This is a genomic window from Pseudonocardia sp. ICBG1293 (assembly GCF_020131355.1).
Taxonomy (GTDB): Bacteria; Actinomycetota; Actinomycetes; order Mycobacteriales; family Pseudonocardiaceae; genus Pseudonocardia.
Genome location: NZ_JAHLEL010000009.1, coordinates 1 through 13,735, shown reverse-complemented (window position 1 = coordinate 13,735; position 13,735 = coordinate 1). Strand labels below are relative to the sequence as shown.

General features: G+C 73.2%; 13 protein-coding genes and 3 pseudogenes. 5 read left to right on the top strand and 11 right to left on the bottom strand.

Annotated elements, in window-relative coordinates; translation table 11 throughout:
* Positions 1-2: 2 nt before the first annotated feature.
* Positions 3-595, bottom strand: a pseudogene (locus KPF47_RS06460) (plasmid pRiA4b ORF-3 family protein).
* A gap of 294 nt (positions 596-889) precedes the next feature.
* Between KPF47_RS06460 and KPF47_RS06455 the strand changes: the two are divergent.
* A pseudogene (locus tag KPF47_RS06455) lies at positions 890-1,747 on the top strand (IS5 family transposase).
* Between the two features lie 3 nt (positions 1,748-1,750).
* Here KPF47_RS06455 and KPF47_RS06450 read toward each other — a convergent pair.
* The 5 genes from KPF47_RS06450 to fbaA form a co-directional block, all read right to left on the bottom strand.
* Entirely contained in the window at positions 1,751-2,035 is a 285-nt protein-coding gene (locus KPF47_RS06450) for a DUF3558 domain-containing protein (RefSeq protein ID WP_224387615.1), read from the bottom strand.
* Between the two features lie 74 nt (positions 2,036-2,109).
* Positions 2,110-2,787 carry a 1-acyl-sn-glycerol-3-phosphate acyltransferase gene (locus KPF47_RS06445; protein ID WP_224387614.1) on the bottom strand — a complete coding sequence of 226 codons (678 nt, stop codon included), beginning with the start codon at positions 2,785-2,787 and terminating at the stop codon, positions 2,110-2,112.
* A gap of 120 nt (positions 2,788-2,907) precedes the next feature.
* Positions 2,908-4,053 carry an aromatic acid exporter family protein gene (locus KPF47_RS06440; protein WP_224387613.1) on the bottom strand — a complete coding sequence of 382 codons (1,146 nt, stop codon included), beginning with the start codon at positions 4,051-4,053 and terminating at the stop codon, positions 2,908-2,910.
* Between the two features lie 5 nt (positions 4,054-4,058).
* Positions 4,059-4,472 (bottom strand): DUF3151 domain-containing protein, encoded by a 414-nt coding sequence (locus KPF47_RS06435; protein ID WP_224387612.1) that lies wholly within the window; start codon positions 4,470-4,472, stop codon positions 4,059-4,061.
* 58 nt (positions 4,473-4,530) lie between these two features.
* On the bottom strand, positions 4,531-5,559 hold the full coding sequence (fbaA, locus tag KPF47_RS06430; RefSeq protein ID WP_224387611.1) for a class II fructose-bisphosphate aldolase: 1,029 nt from the start codon (positions 5,557-5,559) through the stop codon (positions 4,531-4,533).
* A gap of 189 nt (positions 5,560-5,748) precedes the next feature.
* Between fbaA and KPF47_RS06425 the strand changes: the two genes are divergently transcribed.
* The 3 genes and pseudogenes from KPF47_RS06425 to KPF47_RS39915 all read left to right on the top strand — a co-directional run.
* Positions 5,749-6,438, top strand: a complete 690-nt coding sequence (locus KPF47_RS06425; RefSeq protein ID WP_224387610.1) for an RNA polymerase sigma factor — start codon at positions 5,749-5,751, stop codon at positions 6,436-6,438.
* The gene (locus KPF47_RS06420) at positions 6,435-6,782 is read left to right on the top strand and encodes a hypothetical protein (RefSeq protein ID WP_224387609.1); all 348 of its coding nucleotides are present in this window, start codon (positions 6,435-6,437) and stop codon (positions 6,780-6,782) included. Before KPF47_RS06425 ends, KPF47_RS06420 begins: the two co-directional genes overlap by 4 nt.
* Before the next feature lie 69 nt (positions 6,783-6,851).
* Positions 6,852-7,502 (top strand): annotated as a pseudogene (locus KPF47_RS39915) (DedA family protein); the annotation flags it as partial.
* 380 nt (positions 7,503-7,882) lie between these two features.
* Here KPF47_RS39915 and KPF47_RS06410 read toward each other — a convergent pair.
* From KPF47_RS06410 to KPF47_RS06400, 3 genes are read right to left on the bottom strand one after another with little or no spacing between them, the layout of a single operon-like run.
* Positions 7,883-8,530: an RNA methyltransferase gene (locus KPF47_RS06410; protein WP_224387608.1), complete on the bottom strand. Its 648-nt coding sequence runs from the start codon at positions 8,528-8,530 to the stop codon at positions 7,883-7,885.
* Positions 8,527-9,087: an orotate phosphoribosyltransferase gene (pyrE, locus tag KPF47_RS06405; RefSeq protein WP_224387607.1), complete on the bottom strand. Its 561-nt coding sequence runs from the start codon at positions 9,085-9,087 to the stop codon at positions 8,527-8,529. The genes KPF47_RS06410 and pyrE overlap by 4 nt, the downstream gene beginning before the upstream one ends.
* The gene (locus KPF47_RS06400) at positions 9,084-9,857 is read right to left on the bottom strand and encodes an SDR family oxidoreductase (RefSeq protein WP_224387606.1); all 774 of its coding nucleotides are present in this window, start codon (positions 9,855-9,857) and stop codon (positions 9,084-9,086) included. Before KPF47_RS06400 ends, pyrE begins: the two co-directional genes overlap by 4 nt.
* A 152-nt stretch (positions 9,858-10,009) precedes the next feature.
* On the opposite strand from KPF47_RS06400, the gene KPF47_RS06395 reads away from it, so the two are divergent.
* Positions 10,010-11,608 carry an NAD(P)/FAD-dependent oxidoreductase gene (locus KPF47_RS06395; protein ID WP_224387605.1) on the top strand — a complete coding sequence of 533 codons (1,599 nt, stop codon included), beginning with the start codon at positions 10,010-10,012 and terminating at the stop codon, positions 11,606-11,608.
* Here the strand turns inward: KPF47_RS06395 and KPF47_RS06390 are convergent.
* Both KPF47_RS06390 and KPF47_RS06385 read right to left on the bottom strand, forming a co-directional pair.
* Positions 11,605-12,606, bottom strand: coding sequence for an adenosine deaminase (locus KPF47_RS06390; protein ID WP_224387604.1), 1,002 nt, complete (start codon positions 12,604-12,606; stop codon positions 11,605-11,607). The two genes, KPF47_RS06395 and KPF47_RS06390, sit on opposite strands and share 4 nt — an antisense overlap.
* Positions 12,607-12,639: 33 nt before the next feature.
* Complete coding sequence (locus KPF47_RS06385; protein ID WP_224387603.1) at positions 12,640-13,650, bottom strand: SDR family NAD(P)-dependent oxidoreductase; 1,011 nt, start codon at positions 13,648-13,650, stop codon at positions 12,640-12,642.
* Positions 13,651-13,735 lie beyond the last annotated feature (85 nt).

The following is a 13,735-nucleotide window of genomic DNA, read 5'->3' as shown; positions in this document are numbered from 1 at the left end:
GCCTACGAGGTCGGGGCCAGCGGCCGCCAGGCCAGCCACTCCAAGGCCCGGTCGGCCTCGTCAGGGTCGAAGCGGTGCGGGTCGAACGGCCCGCCCGCCCACTCCAGGCGCTCGGCGCGGTCGGGATGGTCAGGGTCGGCGAGCACGGCCTGGAAGTCCTCATACCCCCGATCCCGCCGACGTCCTCGGGCGGGCACGCCCCCTGCCCGGCGACGCATCGCGGATAGCACACTCCCGGCTCGACGGCCGCGACCGCCTCGACGGTGATCTCGTGGGCCCAGTTGTCACCGAAGTCGTAGACGTAACCGAACCGGTCACCAGCCTTGACCAGCCGAAACAGCTTCTCTTTCGTCTCGTCGGCGACATCCTGTCCGGGCCAGTCCGGGTCTGGGATCCCGTAGCGGCGCCCGACGATCTCGAACTCGTGCAGATGAGAGTTCGTCCAGCCCATCACTGACTGCACCACCTCGTGCAACACCGCCAAGTCGACCTCGCCCGGCACCTGCACCCGACGCCGGACCGCCGGCACCACCTCGGTCAGGACGATCTCCAACTCGAAAATCTTCGTCTTCTCAGACACACGAGGCGCGACCATCAGCCGATGCTGCCAGCCCCGCCGTCACCGGCAGAACCGGGCCCACCACTTCTGAAACGACGTCTTAGAGGTCATTTCAGAACGAGGTCGACGTGTCTGTTGTAGACGACAAGCGGCTATCTGACCTGCCGTTTGATCTGTCGTCGAGGGGTCAATGGAAACTCGACAAGTCGTTCTGAAACGACCTCTTAGAGCGTCCGGCAGTAGAGGTGGCCGTGTGTCGGTGTTGGTAGAGACACGGACCTGCAAGTGATCATGGGATTGCTGATGTCCTGATGGTCGCCTGGAGGGTCCGTGCCTCTATTGCCAGAATCGCTGATCGACCCCCTCTGGGTCGAGTTCGCTGCCCTGATCGAGGCAGAGCGGCGCCCGGAGTTCGACCCGGCCCATCCGTGGGGATGTCACCGCCGCCGTATCCCCGACCGCCTGGTGTTCGAGCACGTGCTCGCGGCGTTGGTGCACGGCAGCGGCTACGAACGCATTGCCACCCCCGGCTGCTCGGACCGCACGATCCGCCGCCGTCTCGCCCAGTGGGCCGCCGCTGGCGTCGGGGAGCAGGTCCTTCGGGCCGCGCTGGCCGGCTATGACTAGATGATCGGTCTCGACCTCGACGATCTGTCTGCCGACGGAGCGATCACCAAGGCTCCCTGCGGTGGCGAGGTCGCCGGCTGTAACCCGGTCGACCGGGGCAAACAGGGCACCAAACGCTCCGTGGTCTGCGACGGTGCGGGGATCCCGCTGCACCTGATCAGCGCCCGCGCCAATGACCACGACTCGCCGTTGCTGAAACCGACCCTGATCGGGATCTACGACATGATCGGGCCGCTGCCCGAGCGACCGTGCCTGCACCTGGACCGGGGCTATGACTCAGGCAAGACCCGCGATCTGCTCGAACGACTCGGGTTCGACGCACAGATCGCCACCAAGGGCCGGCCCGCCCCGATCCAGGTCGGTAAGCGGTGGCCGGTCGAGCGCACCCATTCCTGGATGAACGGCTACGGCAAGCTGCGCCGGTTCACCGATCGCCGGAAGATCATCGTCGAGTTCTACCTCAACCTCGCCGCCGCGCTCACCGTGATCCGCCGGCTGATCAACCGTGCCCGCAGCCGCTACCGCTGGACAACCCGACCCACGACCCGTCGACTCCGATAACCATCAATCGCCGGACGCTCTTATCGTCTGCACCGTGTAGCTCTCGACGGTGTCGTAGTTGGCCCACGAGCACACGCGGCTCTGGCCGTCCGCCAACTCGACGACTGCGGGCTCGTCACCCTCGACACCCAGCCGCTGACGAAGCTCGGGCGTCATCGCCCGACACGGGTCGACGTTCGCCACGTCGATCTCCTCCGGCCGCTCCGGAAACGGCCCCGCCGGCTCCACAGCCCCACACCCCACCACCACACCACACACGAACAGCAGCGCGAGAACGAGTCGGACCACCGGCGACACTCCCCCGGACACGGACAGGACCGCCGCAGGCTAGCCCGCCGACCTCACGAACGGGCCCGAACCGCTCAGGCCGCCGCGGCCGAGTCGTCCGGCCGCCGGTGATAGCTGTCCACATAGGTCTGCTCGGACAGGTCCGCGATGGCGTACATGATCTCGTCGGTGACCGCCCGCCGGATCGTCGGGGCGCCCTCCAGACCCTCGTAGCGGCTGAACTCCAGCGGCCGTCCGAAGCGGATCTCGACGCGCGCCAGACGCGGGAACAGCCGCCCGATCGGCTGCACGCGCTCGGTCCCGATCAGGCCGACGGGGACGACGACCGCCCCGGTCGACAGGGCCAGCGACGCGACGCCGGTGTGTCCGCGGTGCAGCCTGCCGTCGAGCGAGCGGGTGCCCTCCGGATAGATGCCGAACGCGCCACCGCGCTCCAGGACCGCGCGTCCCGCGGCGAGCGCGGCGAGGCCGGCGCGGGCGTTGGACCGGTCGACCGGGATGTAGCCGAGCGCGCCCAGGAACGCGGCCATCAGACGTCCGCGCAGGCCACAGCCGGTGAAGTACTCGGCCTTGCCCAGGAACGCGACCCGGCGCGGGGCGACGAGCGGGATGAACGCCGTGTCGACGGCCGCCCGGTGGTTGGCCGCGAGGATCACCGGCCCGGTGGCCGGGATGCGGTCCGCACCGTGCACCCGGGGCCGCCACACGAGCCGGGCCAGTGGTGCGAGGACGTAGCGGAGGAACAGCTGCACCGTGAACCCCGATCAGTGAGCGACGTCCACAACTCCGTGCAGGGGGAACCGACGTCCCGGCGCCGAACGACGCCCGATTCTGCTCCGTGACCGGCCCGTGACGGAAGACCTTCCGCCCGTTCAGTCCACCTGCGGGTCGGTGAGCTGCTCCCGCAGTGCCCGCAACGCCTCGCTGCGGGTCATCCCGGTCGCCTGCAGCAGGTCGACCGCGATCGAGCGGACCTGCGCGACCAGCACCGGCGCCGAGACCGCCGGGGCACCGTGCGGGCCGTTCTCCGCCTGCGGCGGCACGACCGCACCGGGGTCGGCGAGGACGGGTGCGTGCTGCACCGCCTCCAGGATCGGACCGCGGGCCCGCTCCCGGTCGCCGTCCTGACCGAGCTCCCCGATCAGCGCCTCGACGGCGACGGCGAGCTCGGTGATGGCGTCCGGCAGACCGGGCGGCACCGGTTCGCCGTCCTCGATCGCGGTCATCGCACGCCGGGCGAGCACGCGGGCGTTGCGATGGGCGTAGTCGGCGCGCTCGGCCAGCGTGCGGTAACGGCGGAGCATGTCCCGGCGCGGCCGGTGCATCGGCGAGACCGCCACGACCTCGCCCGCGGAGCTGACGGCGGCGCGGAGCTCGTCGATGACGGTCTGGGTGTCACGGGCCCGGGCCAGCGCCCGCGACGCGCTCTCCCGGTTCCCCTCCCGGAGCGCTGTCGCGGTCTCGGTGAGCACGGTGATCAGGTCGTCGAGCACCCGGCGCGCCACCCTCCGGCAGATCCGGACCGGGTGCGCGGGGATGACCGCGGCGACCAGGATCCCGGCGAGACCGCCGATCAGGGCGTCGATGCACCGGTCGATCCCGCCGGTCTCGGTGGGCGGGAGCAGCGTCGTCACCAGTACCGCGGAGACCGCGGCCTGGTTGACGAACAGCGTCCCGCCGTCGGTGAACACCGCGATCACCAGCGCGAGCGCGACGACGAGCACCAGCTGCCACAGTCCGCTGCCGATCTGCGCGATCAGCAGGTCCCCGACGAGCACGCCGATGCTCACGCCGACGACGAGCTCGGCGGTGCGTCGCAGCCGGGAGTTCAACGACATCCCCAGGCTCAGCACCGCCGCGATCGGCGCGAAGAACGGCCGCGTGTGCCCGACCAGGTCGCCGGCCACCCAGAGCGCGAGCCCCGCGGCCACGGAGCACTGCAGGATCGGCAGCCAGGAGGCGCGGACCCGCCGGGCACCGGCCCGGCCGCGTGAGCGGACCCGGTCCCACGCGGCCACCGGCGTCAGGACACGCCGAGGGCGGCGAGCGCCTCCGGGTCCGAGTCGGCGATCAGCGTGCGCAGACGCTCCACCTCGGGTGCCTCACCGACCGCCGCGGCGGCGCGCAGCAGCGCCCCGCACGACCGGAGGAAGCCCTGGTTCGGCTCGTGCGACCACGGCACCGGCCCGAAGCCCTTCCAGCCGTTGCGGCGCAACTGGTCCAGGCCGCGGTGGTAGCCGGTGCGGGCGTACGCGTAGGCGGCGACGGTCTCCCCGGCGTCGAGGGCGCGCTCGGCGAGCACCGCCCACGCGATCGACGACGACGGCGACCCCGCGGCCACCTCCGACGGGTCCTTGCCCGCCGCCAGGTCCGCGGCGGCGGGGTCGACCGGGAGGCGCGTGTCGTCGGGCTCGAGCAGGTTGCCGTGCAGACTCATGCCGCCATCCTGACCCGCGCCCACCGGTCGTCGCCAACCGGTGGGCGTGCGGGAGGGCTCAGAGGGCCTTTCCGGCGGACTTCAGGGACTCGCAGGCCTCGACGACCCGCTCGCTCATCCCGACCTCGGCCTTCTTCAGGTACGACCGCGGGTCGTAGACCTTCTTGTTGCCGACCTCGCCGTCGATCTTCAGGACGCCGTCGTAGTTGGCGAACATGTGCGACACGATCGGCCGGGTGAAGGCGTACTGGGTGTCGGTGTCGACGTTCATCTTCACGACGCCGTAGCCCAGCGCCTCGTGGATCTCCTCGAGCAGCGAGCCGGACCCGCCGTGGAAGACCAGGTCGAACGGCTTGCTGCCGGCGTCGAGCCCCAGCTTCTGCACGGCGACCTCCTGACCCTGCTTGAGGATCTCCGGACGCAGCTTCACGTTGCCTGGCTTGTAGACGCCGTGCACGTTGCCGAAGGTCGCGGCCAGCAGGTAACGGCCCTTCTCACCGGAGCCGAGGACCTCGACGGTCCGCTCGTAGTCGCCCGGCGCGGTGTAGAGCTTGTCGTTGATGTCGTTGGCGACACCGTCCTCCTCGCCACCGACGACGCCGATCTCCACCTCGAGGATGATCTTGGCCTTGGCCGCCTCGTCGAGGAGCTCGGAGGCGATCTTGAGGTTCTCCTCGAGCTCGACCGCCGAGCCGTCCCACATGTGCGACTGGAACAGCGGGTTCCGCCCCTTGCCCACCCGCTCCTGGCTGATCGCGATCAGCGGGCGGACGAAGCCGTCGAGCTTGTCCTTCGGGCAGTGGTCGGTGTGCAGGGCGATGTTCACCGGGTACTTGTCCGCGACGACGTGCGCGAACTCGGCGAGGCCGACCGAGCCGGTGACCATGTCCTTGACCCGGGTTCCGGACAGGAACTCCGCGCCACCGGTCGAGACCTGCACGATGCCGTCGGAGCCGGCCTCGGCGAAGCCGCGCAGCGCCGCGTTGAGGGTCTCGGTGCTCGTCACGTTGATCGCCGGGTAGGCGAACTCGCCGCTCTTGGCGTTGTCCAGCATCTGGTTGTAGATCTCGGGCGTGGCGATGGGCACGGGCTGCCTCCTCGTCGTGGCGGTCGCTGCTCCGCGCAGCGCTCCTTGTCTCCGGGTGAGTATCACGTACCCACGGGGATGGGGAGCCACCGTCTCGGATGGGCCTGGTCTCACCGCGGACCGCTCCGCCGACCGCTGCACCGGGTAATGCCGTGAGCCCGGTCGAGGGTGGTCGCTAGGGTGGTGCGCGTGGAGGAGGAGCGCGCCGAGAACGCCGTCGACCGGACGCTGGGCCGGTTGCGCGCCATCGACAGCCGTCCGGCGCCCGACGGCACCGGACCGCATCCGTTCGCCCCCGGTCCCGCGGCGGACCCGGTCGACGGACCCGGCGGTTCCGGGGCGCAGCAGGGCCCGGAGACACCACTGACGCTGGCCGACCTCTACCGCGACCACCGGCTGCGGCTGGTGCGCCTGGCGATGCTGCTGGTGGACATCCCCGCCACCGCGGAGGACGTGGTCCAGGAGGCGTTCACCGGTCTGCACCGGCACTGGACCGGCCTGCGGGACGAGACGGCCGCCGTCGCCTACCTGCGTGCCGCGGTGGTGAACGGGTCCCGTTCGGTCCTGCGGCGCCGGCGCACGGCGCGCGAGTACGTGCCGCCGCACGCGGCGAACGCCCGCTCGGCGGAGTCGCTGGCCATGCTGTCGGCCGAGCACCAGTCGGTCGTCGACGCGCTGGGCCAGCTCCCGCCGCGCCAGCGCGAGGTGCTCGTCCTGCGCTACTACGGCGGTCTGACCGAGTCCGAGATCTCCGAGGCCGCCGGGATGAGCCGCGGCACGGTGAAGTCGACCGCCAGCCGCGCGCTCGACGCCGTCGCCAGGATCATGGCCGAGCGCGCCGGGCCCGAGGCCGTGCGGCGCCCGGGGGAGCTGCGATGACCGGGCCGCAGCCGCCGCAGCCCGGCCACGACGACGCCGCCCGACGGATCGGTGAGGCGCTGCAGGCCCAGGCCCGCGGGCGCCCGATGCCGCAGCGGCCCGCGGCCGGTCCGCCCCCGGGGCCGCCGCGCGTCCCCGGCCGGCTGCCCCCGCCCGTCCCGCGCCCCGGTCCGCCCCCGCAGCGCCGCCCGCCGCAGGCCCCGGCCCCGGCGGCCCCCGTCCGCTCGGCGACCGGTCAGATCGTCTGGGCCGCGGTGATCGCGCTGCTGCTCGGCGCCCTGCTCGGCGGGGGTCTCGCGCTGGTGTCGGTGCTCCTGCCGGGTGCGCTGCCCGCGCTCGGCTGAGCCGCTCACCGCACCGTCGCGACGACGGCGGCGCAGGTCCCCGTCACCCGGCCGGTACCGTTTCTCGACGTGACGGTTCTCGCCGCGACGCAGACGCTCGCCCTCGGTCCCGACTGGCTCGACCCGGCGGTGATCATCGAGTCCCTGGGTCCCTGGGCCCTCGTCGGCGTCGCCGCGATCATCTTCGCGGAGTGCGGTCTGCTGCTCGGGTTCTTCCTCCCGGGCGACTCGCTGCTGTTCACCGCGGGCCTGTTCGTGGCCCAGGGCGCGATCGGCGTACCGCTGTGGCTGGTGTGCCTGGTCCTGGTGGTGTCCGCGTTCGCGGGCAACGCCGTCGGCTACGGGATCGGCTACCGCGCCGGCCCGGCGATCTTCGACAAGCCGAAGTCGAAGCTGTTCAACCCCCAGCACGTCGAGAAGACCCACGAGTTCTTCGAGAAGTACGGCAACCGGGCCATCGTCCTGGGCCGTTTCGTGCCGATCGTGCGGACGTTCATCACCGTCAGCGCGGGCGTCGCGCGGATGGACCCGCGGCGCTACCTGACGTACTCGCTGATCGGCGGGGTCGCGTGGGCGGCGGGGGTGACGGTGCTGGGCTACTTCCTGGGGCAGTTCGCGTTCGTCCGCGAGCACATCGACCTCATCCTGATCGCGATCGTGCTGGTCTCGGTGCTGCCGATCGTGTTCGAGGTGCTCCGGGCGCGGGCCGCGTCCAGGCGCGGGGGCCCCGCGGGCCCGGTCGACGGCGTCGCCGGCGCCGCCACCGGTGCGGCCGCCGCCACCGTCGCCGGGCACCCGGCCGACGACGACCCGGCCGCCGCCACCATGCAGATGCCGGCCGTCGGGAACGGCCCGGCGCCGCAGGCCGGGCACCCCCGGGGCGGGCAGGCCCCGTACGTTCCGCAGTCCGGTCGTGCCCCGCAGCACGGCGGGGCCGCACCACAGCGCGGTGGCGCAGTGCCGCCGCACGGTCCCGGCCCGCAGAACGGTGCGGAGCCGCCCTACCGCCACACCACCGGCCGCCCCGCCATGCCGCCCCGGCACGGCAACTGAGCATCGATCAGCACGTTTCCGCCCCGTCCGGGGCGGAAACGTGCTGATCACCAGGCGTCGGACAGGTCCGCGTGCTCCCGGATCCACGCGTGCATCACGATCCCGGAGGCCACACCGGCGTTGACCGACCGCGTCGAGCCGAACTGGGCGATCGACACCGCCAGGTCGGCGGCCTCACGCAGCTCCGGTGACAGGCCGGGGCCCTCGGCGCCGAACACGAGGACGCAGTCCCGCGGCAGCGACGTCCGCTCCAGCCGGGCCGCGCCCGGCACGTTGTCCACTGCGACCACGGCCAGGTCGTGCTCCTGCGCGAACGCGACCAGCCCGCCGGCGTCGGCGTGGTGGTGCAGTCGCAGATAGCGGTCGGTGACCATCGCGCCGCGACGGTTCCACCGGCGCCGCCCGACGATGTGCACACCGGCGACGCCGAACGCGTTCGCCGTGCGGACCACCGTGCCGATGTTGTGGTCGTGGCCGAGATTCTCGATCGCCACGTGGAACGGGTGCGCGCGGCGCTCCAGATCCGCCGCGACCGCCTCGCGGCGCCAGTAGCGGTAGCGGTCGACGACGTTGCGCCGGTCCCCCTGCTCCAGCAGCTCCGGGTCCCAGTGGTCGCCCCGCGGCCACGAGCCGGCCCACGGGCCGACCCCGACCTGCCCGGGGACCGACCACTCGCTGGGCCCGGGGTCGCTCATCCCAGCTGCAGGTCGGCCAACCCCAGCAGCGCGCGGTAGGGCACGCCCTCGGCCTCGACGGCCTGCCGGGCGCCGGTGTCGCGGTCGACGACGGTGCACACGCCGACCACGTCGGCGCCGGCCTCCAGCACCGAACGGACCGCGGTCAGGACCGACCCGCCGGTGGTGGAGGTGTCCTCGACGACGAGCACCGGACGACCGGTGATGTCCGGGCCCTCGATGAGCCGCTGCATGCCGTGCTTCTTCGTCTCCTTGCGGACGACGAAGGCGTCCACCGGGTCGGTGTCCGGCTCGGCCGCCGCCGCGTGCAGCACCGCCGTCGCGACCGGGTCCGCGCCCAGCGTCAGCCCGCCGACCGACCGGTAGGTCCAGTCCGCGGTGAGCTCGCGGAGCAGCCGTCCGATCAGCGGCGACGCCTCGTGGTGCAGCGTGACGCGGCGCAGGTCGATGTAGTAGTCGGCCTCCGCCCCGGAGGAGAGCGTGACCCGCTCGTGGACGACGGCGATCTCCCGGACCAGCGCGGCGAGCCGGGAGCGGTCGGTGTGTGCGGAGCTCATGTGCGATCCCTGTCGAACGTCGCCGTGATGCGTCGCAGGAGGCCGCGGGGCAGCACCCCGGTCACCCCCACGATCGCCTTGTACTGCGTGGAGGGCACCGAGACGACCCGGCCCCGGGCGAGGTCGGCGAGCGCCTCGTCGACGACCTGCGAGGCCTCCAGCCACAGCGGGCCGCGACGGGCGCCGACGTCGATGCCGGCCCGCTCGTGGAACTCGGTGCGCACGTAGCCGGGGCACAGCACCATCGCGCGCACGCCGGTGCCCTGCAGCGACGCGGCGACACCCTCGGTGAAGGAGATGACCCAGGCCTTGTCGGCCGGATAGGTGGACCCGCGCCCGGCCAGGAAGCCCGCCACGCTGGCCACGTTCAGCACCGCGCCGGTGCCGCGGTCCACCATCCCGGGCAGCGCGGCCCGGGTCAGCTCCAGCACGGCGGCCACGTTGACCTGCAGCTGGCGGGCCAGGTCGGCCGCGTCGAGGTCCAGGAACGAGGAGCCCAGCGCGAGCCCGGCGTTGTTGACGAGCAGGTCGACCGGCGCGACGTCGGGATCGGCGAGGCGGCGCACGACCCGGGCCCGCTGGTCCGGCTCCGACAGGTCGGCCGGCAGCACCTCGACCGCCACCCCGAGGTCGCGGTAACGCTGGGCGGCGGCCTGGAGACGGTCGGCGTCGCGCGCCACCAGCACGAGGTCGCGGCCGTCGGCGGCGAGCCGATCGGCGAACGCGGCCCCGATCCCCGACGACGCGCCCGTGATCATGACGGAGGGCACCCGGGGAGCGTAGTGCGTCCGCACCCGACCGGCGCAGGCGCGACGGTCACCGACGCGTCGGGTGTGACCCGTGCGACAGGGGTGTGCGGCGACCTCGTGAGACGGGCCGCTCTCGCGTGCCGCTGCATCACGAAGCCTTTACCGTCGAGCCCATGACGTCCGAGGCGCTGCCGATCCAGCGGCCGGTCGATCCCGCTTCCCCCGGCGCCTCCGACGCGCCGAGCGGCCCGTCGCCCCGTCACTCCAGGGTCGCCGTCGTCGGGGCGGGTTTCACCGGACTCGCCGTGGGCCTGGCCCTGCTGCGGCGGGGTGTGCACGACTTCGTCCTGCTGGAGCGGGCCGACGACGTCGGCGGGGTGTGGCGCGACAACACCTACCCCGGCGTCGGGGTCGACACGCCCTCGCCGCTCTACCAGCTGCGCGCCATGACCAACCCGGACTGGAGCGACCTCTACGCGCCCGGCCACGAGGTGCAGGACTACGCACGGCGGCTGGCCCGCTCGACCGGGCTGCTCGACCACGTCCGTTTCGACGCCGACGTGCTCTCCGCGCGCTGGGACCCCGTCGGCGCCCGCTGGCGGATCACGACGCCGTCCGGGGAGTTCACCGCGGACGTGCTGGTCAGCGCGGCCGGGCTGGTCGCCGACCCGAAGCTGCCCGACGTCGAGGGTCTCGCCGACTTCCCCGGGCCGGTGTTCCACTCCGCCCGCTGGGACCACGACGCACACCTCGCCGGTTCGCGCGTCGCGGTCGTCGGGACGGGGGCGACGGCGGTGCAGCTGGTGCCCGAGCTGCAGCCGCGCGTCGCCGAGCTGCACGTCCTGCAGCGCACCCCGGCCTGGATCCTGCCCAAGCCCGAGCGTCCGGTCGGCGAGCGCACCCGTCGTGCCCTGGCGGCGAACCCCCTGCTGTGCCGGATGCAGTTCGACGTCATCTACGTGGGTGCCGAGCTGCTCGCCGCCACCCGGCGCTCACGGCTGCTGCGCGAGGCGCTCACCCGCGTCGGCCGCAGGCACCTCGCGGCGCAGACCCCCGACCCGCGCCTGCGGGCCCGGCTGACCCCCGACTTCGACTACGCCTGCAAACGGCCGCTGGTCTCGAACGACTACCTGCCCGCGGTGAGCGCGCCGAACACGACGCTGCACACCGGCGGGCTCGCCCGGGTCGAGGGGCGGACCGTCGTCTCCGGCGACGGCAGCCGCGCGGAGGTCGACGCGATCGTGCTGACCACCGGGTTCGAGGTGGGGGCGACCGCACCGATCGCGCGCCGCATCCACGACGCGCACGGTCGCTCGCTGCACGACCACTGGGGCGCCTACCCGCGTGCCTACCTGGGAATGAGCTACCCCGGCTTCCCCAACCTGTTCCTCATGCAGGGCCCGAACGCCACCAGCGGGGCCAGCTCGACACTGCTGTTCTCCGAGGCGCAGGCGCGCTACGTCGCCGACGCCGTGTGCCGGATGGCGGCCGAGGGCATCCGCGCGCTCGACGTGAACCCCTCCGTCGAGGAGCGGTGGACCCGGCGGATCCGGCGCCGCTCGGCCCGCACCGTGTACGAGACCGGCGGCTGCGCGAGCTACTACCAGAACGACGAGGGCGTCAACGTCGTCATGTGGCCGGCGAACACCGCGGAGTACCAGCTGCGCACCCGGCGGTTCCGGCTGTCGCCGTTCGACGTCGAGCGGGGCCGGACCGGTGCCGGGCGCCCGCTGCATCCGTTGCGCCCGGTCCGGCTCGCCGCGACGGCCTAGCGGTCGGCGCCCCAGGCGTCGACCTCACCGATCAGGCGCTCCGTGGCCACGTCGTCGAGGAACGACGAGGTGAACGAGTTCGTGGCCAGCGTGCGGAGCTGCTCGTCGGTGAAGCCGAGTCCCTCGCGGACCGCGGCGTAGTTCGCGTCGGCGTACCCGCCGAAGTAGGCCGGGTCGTCGGAGTGCACCGACACGTTCAGCCCGGCCGCGAGCATCTCCGGCAGCGGGTGCAGCCCGATGCCGGGGACGCAGGCCAGCCGGACGTTGGACAGCGGGCAGACCGTCAGCGGGGTGCGCTCACGCACCAGGCGGGCGACCAGCGCGTCGTCCTCGATGGCGCGGATGCCGTGGTCGACCCGCAGCACCCCCAGCTCGTCGAGCGCCTCGGTGACGTAGCCGGCCGGCCCCTCCTCCCCGGCGTGCGCGACCGGCTTGAGCCCCAGCTCGCGGGCGCGGTCGAACACGGAGACGAACTTCGACGGCGGGTGCCCGACCTCGGCCGAGTCGAGCCCGACCCCGACGATCCGGTCCAGGTACGGCTCCGCCGCCCGCAGGGTCTGTTCGGCCTCGGCCGCCGACCGGTCGCGCAGGAAGCACAGGATCAGGCCCGCGGAGACCTCGCCCGCGTGGTGGTCGATCGCGTCGGTGAGGCCCCCGACGACGTCGCCGATCGGGACGCCGCGAGCGGTGTGCGCCTGCGGGTCGAAGAACATCTCGACGTGCCGGACGCCCTGCTCCGGGCAGGTCCGCAGGTACGCCGACGCGAGCTCGGCGAAGTCGTCGCGGGTCCGCAGGACGGCCATGTTGGCGTAGTAGACGTCGAGGAAGGACTGGAGGTCGGCGAAGTCGTAGGCGGCCCGCAGGTCCTCCACCGAGGCGTGCGGCAGCTCGACGTCGTGCCGGCGGGCCAGCTCGAACACGGTCTCGGGTTCGAGCGTGCCCTCGATGTGCAGGTGCAGCTCGGCCTTCGGCAGCGGCGGGGTCCCGGTGGTCGTCACCGGGACATCATCCCGCGCCGCTCCCGCGGTCGGTCAGGAGCTGGTGACCGTCGCCGTGGTGTGCGCGGAGTCCTGGTGGCTGCGCGAGCGGTCGCGGGCCGCGGCGGCGGCACGGGCGCGCTGCTGCGCGGTCCGCGTCGACCCGGCCGCCCAGTGCCGGCCGCAGTCGGTGGCCGCGGAGACCGCGCGGCCCGCTCCCGGGCGCGACGGCAGGTCGGGCAGCCGGACCGCGGTCCGTCCGGTCGCGCCGCCCAGCAGCTCCCCGGGTGAGGGCTGCGGAACGGAGCCGACCACGGTGGCCGGCGCGACGGGCGCCGTCACCGGAGCGGCCACCGGTGCGGGCGGCGTCCAGGTCGCGTCCGCGAGCAGCTCCACGCCGCGGCGGGCGGCACGGACCCCGGCCGAGACCGCACGCCGGCCCGCCATCGGGCGGCGCGGCTCGGCCTGCGGCTCGCTGACGACGACGCCGGCGTCGAGGTCGGCCAGGACGGCCTCGGCCGCCGCCGCGCCCCAGTACGCCCGGTCGTCGGCGCGGACGGCGACGACCCGCACCCCGCCGGCCAGCACGGTCGGGGCCAGCGCGGAGACGAAGGAGACCGCCCACTCGGTCGCGGGTCCGTCGGCCGGGGCGCAGGACCCGCCGAGGGCGACGATCCCGCCGGCGCGGCGGCGCAGCATGCCGGGGAGGGCGGCGTGGGTGAGGCGCATCGTCGCCGTCACGCCGAGACCGATCCGGGCCTGCTGCTCCTCGGGCGCGACCGAGGCGATGCCGGGTGCCTCGGACAACGCATCGTGGACCAGGACGTCCACGGCGGGCGCCTCGGGGCCGGTGAGGTAGGCCTCCAGGCGGAACAGGCCGTGCCGGGTACCGAGGTCGGCGACCAGGACGTCGGCCCGGACGCCGTACCGGACGGACAGCGCCCGGGCGGGATCGGCCACCCGGTCGGGGTCGCGGGTGACGAACAGGAGGTCGTGTCCGCGCGCGGCCAGTCGGTCGGCCAGTGCCGCGCCGAGACCCGAGCCGCCGCCGGTGATGAGAGCCATAGCCACACGATCAGGCTAGCGCTACCCGTTCGGCTTAGTACTCCAGCCGCAGTTTGTGATGTTGATGTGCGCTAAGCTTCGATCT

Coding starts and splice junctions, on each gene's coding strand:
- KPF47_RS06435 (WP_224387612.1), bottom strand. CDS start 4,472: ATGAGTCTGCACGGCAACCTGCTCGAGCCCGACGACACGCGCCTCCCG.
- KPF47_RS06420 (WP_224387609.1), top strand. CDS start 6,435: ATGACCGGGCCGCAGCCGCCGCAGCCCGGCCACGACGACGCCGCCCGA.
- KPF47_RS06410 (WP_224387608.1), bottom strand. CDS start 8,530: ATGAGCGACCCCGGGCCCAGCGAGTGGTCGGTCCCCGGGCAGGTCGGG.
- pyrE (WP_224387607.1), bottom strand. CDS start 9,087: ATGAGCTCCGCACACACCGACCGCTCCCGGCTCGCCGCGCTGGTCCGG.
- KPF47_RS06395 (WP_224387605.1), top strand. CDS start 10,010: ATGACGTCCGAGGCGCTGCCGATCCAGCGGCCGGTCGATCCCGCTTCC.
- KPF47_RS06385 (WP_224387603.1), bottom strand. CDS start 13,650: ATGGCTCTCATCACCGGCGGCGGCTCGGGTCTCGGCGCGGCACTGGCC.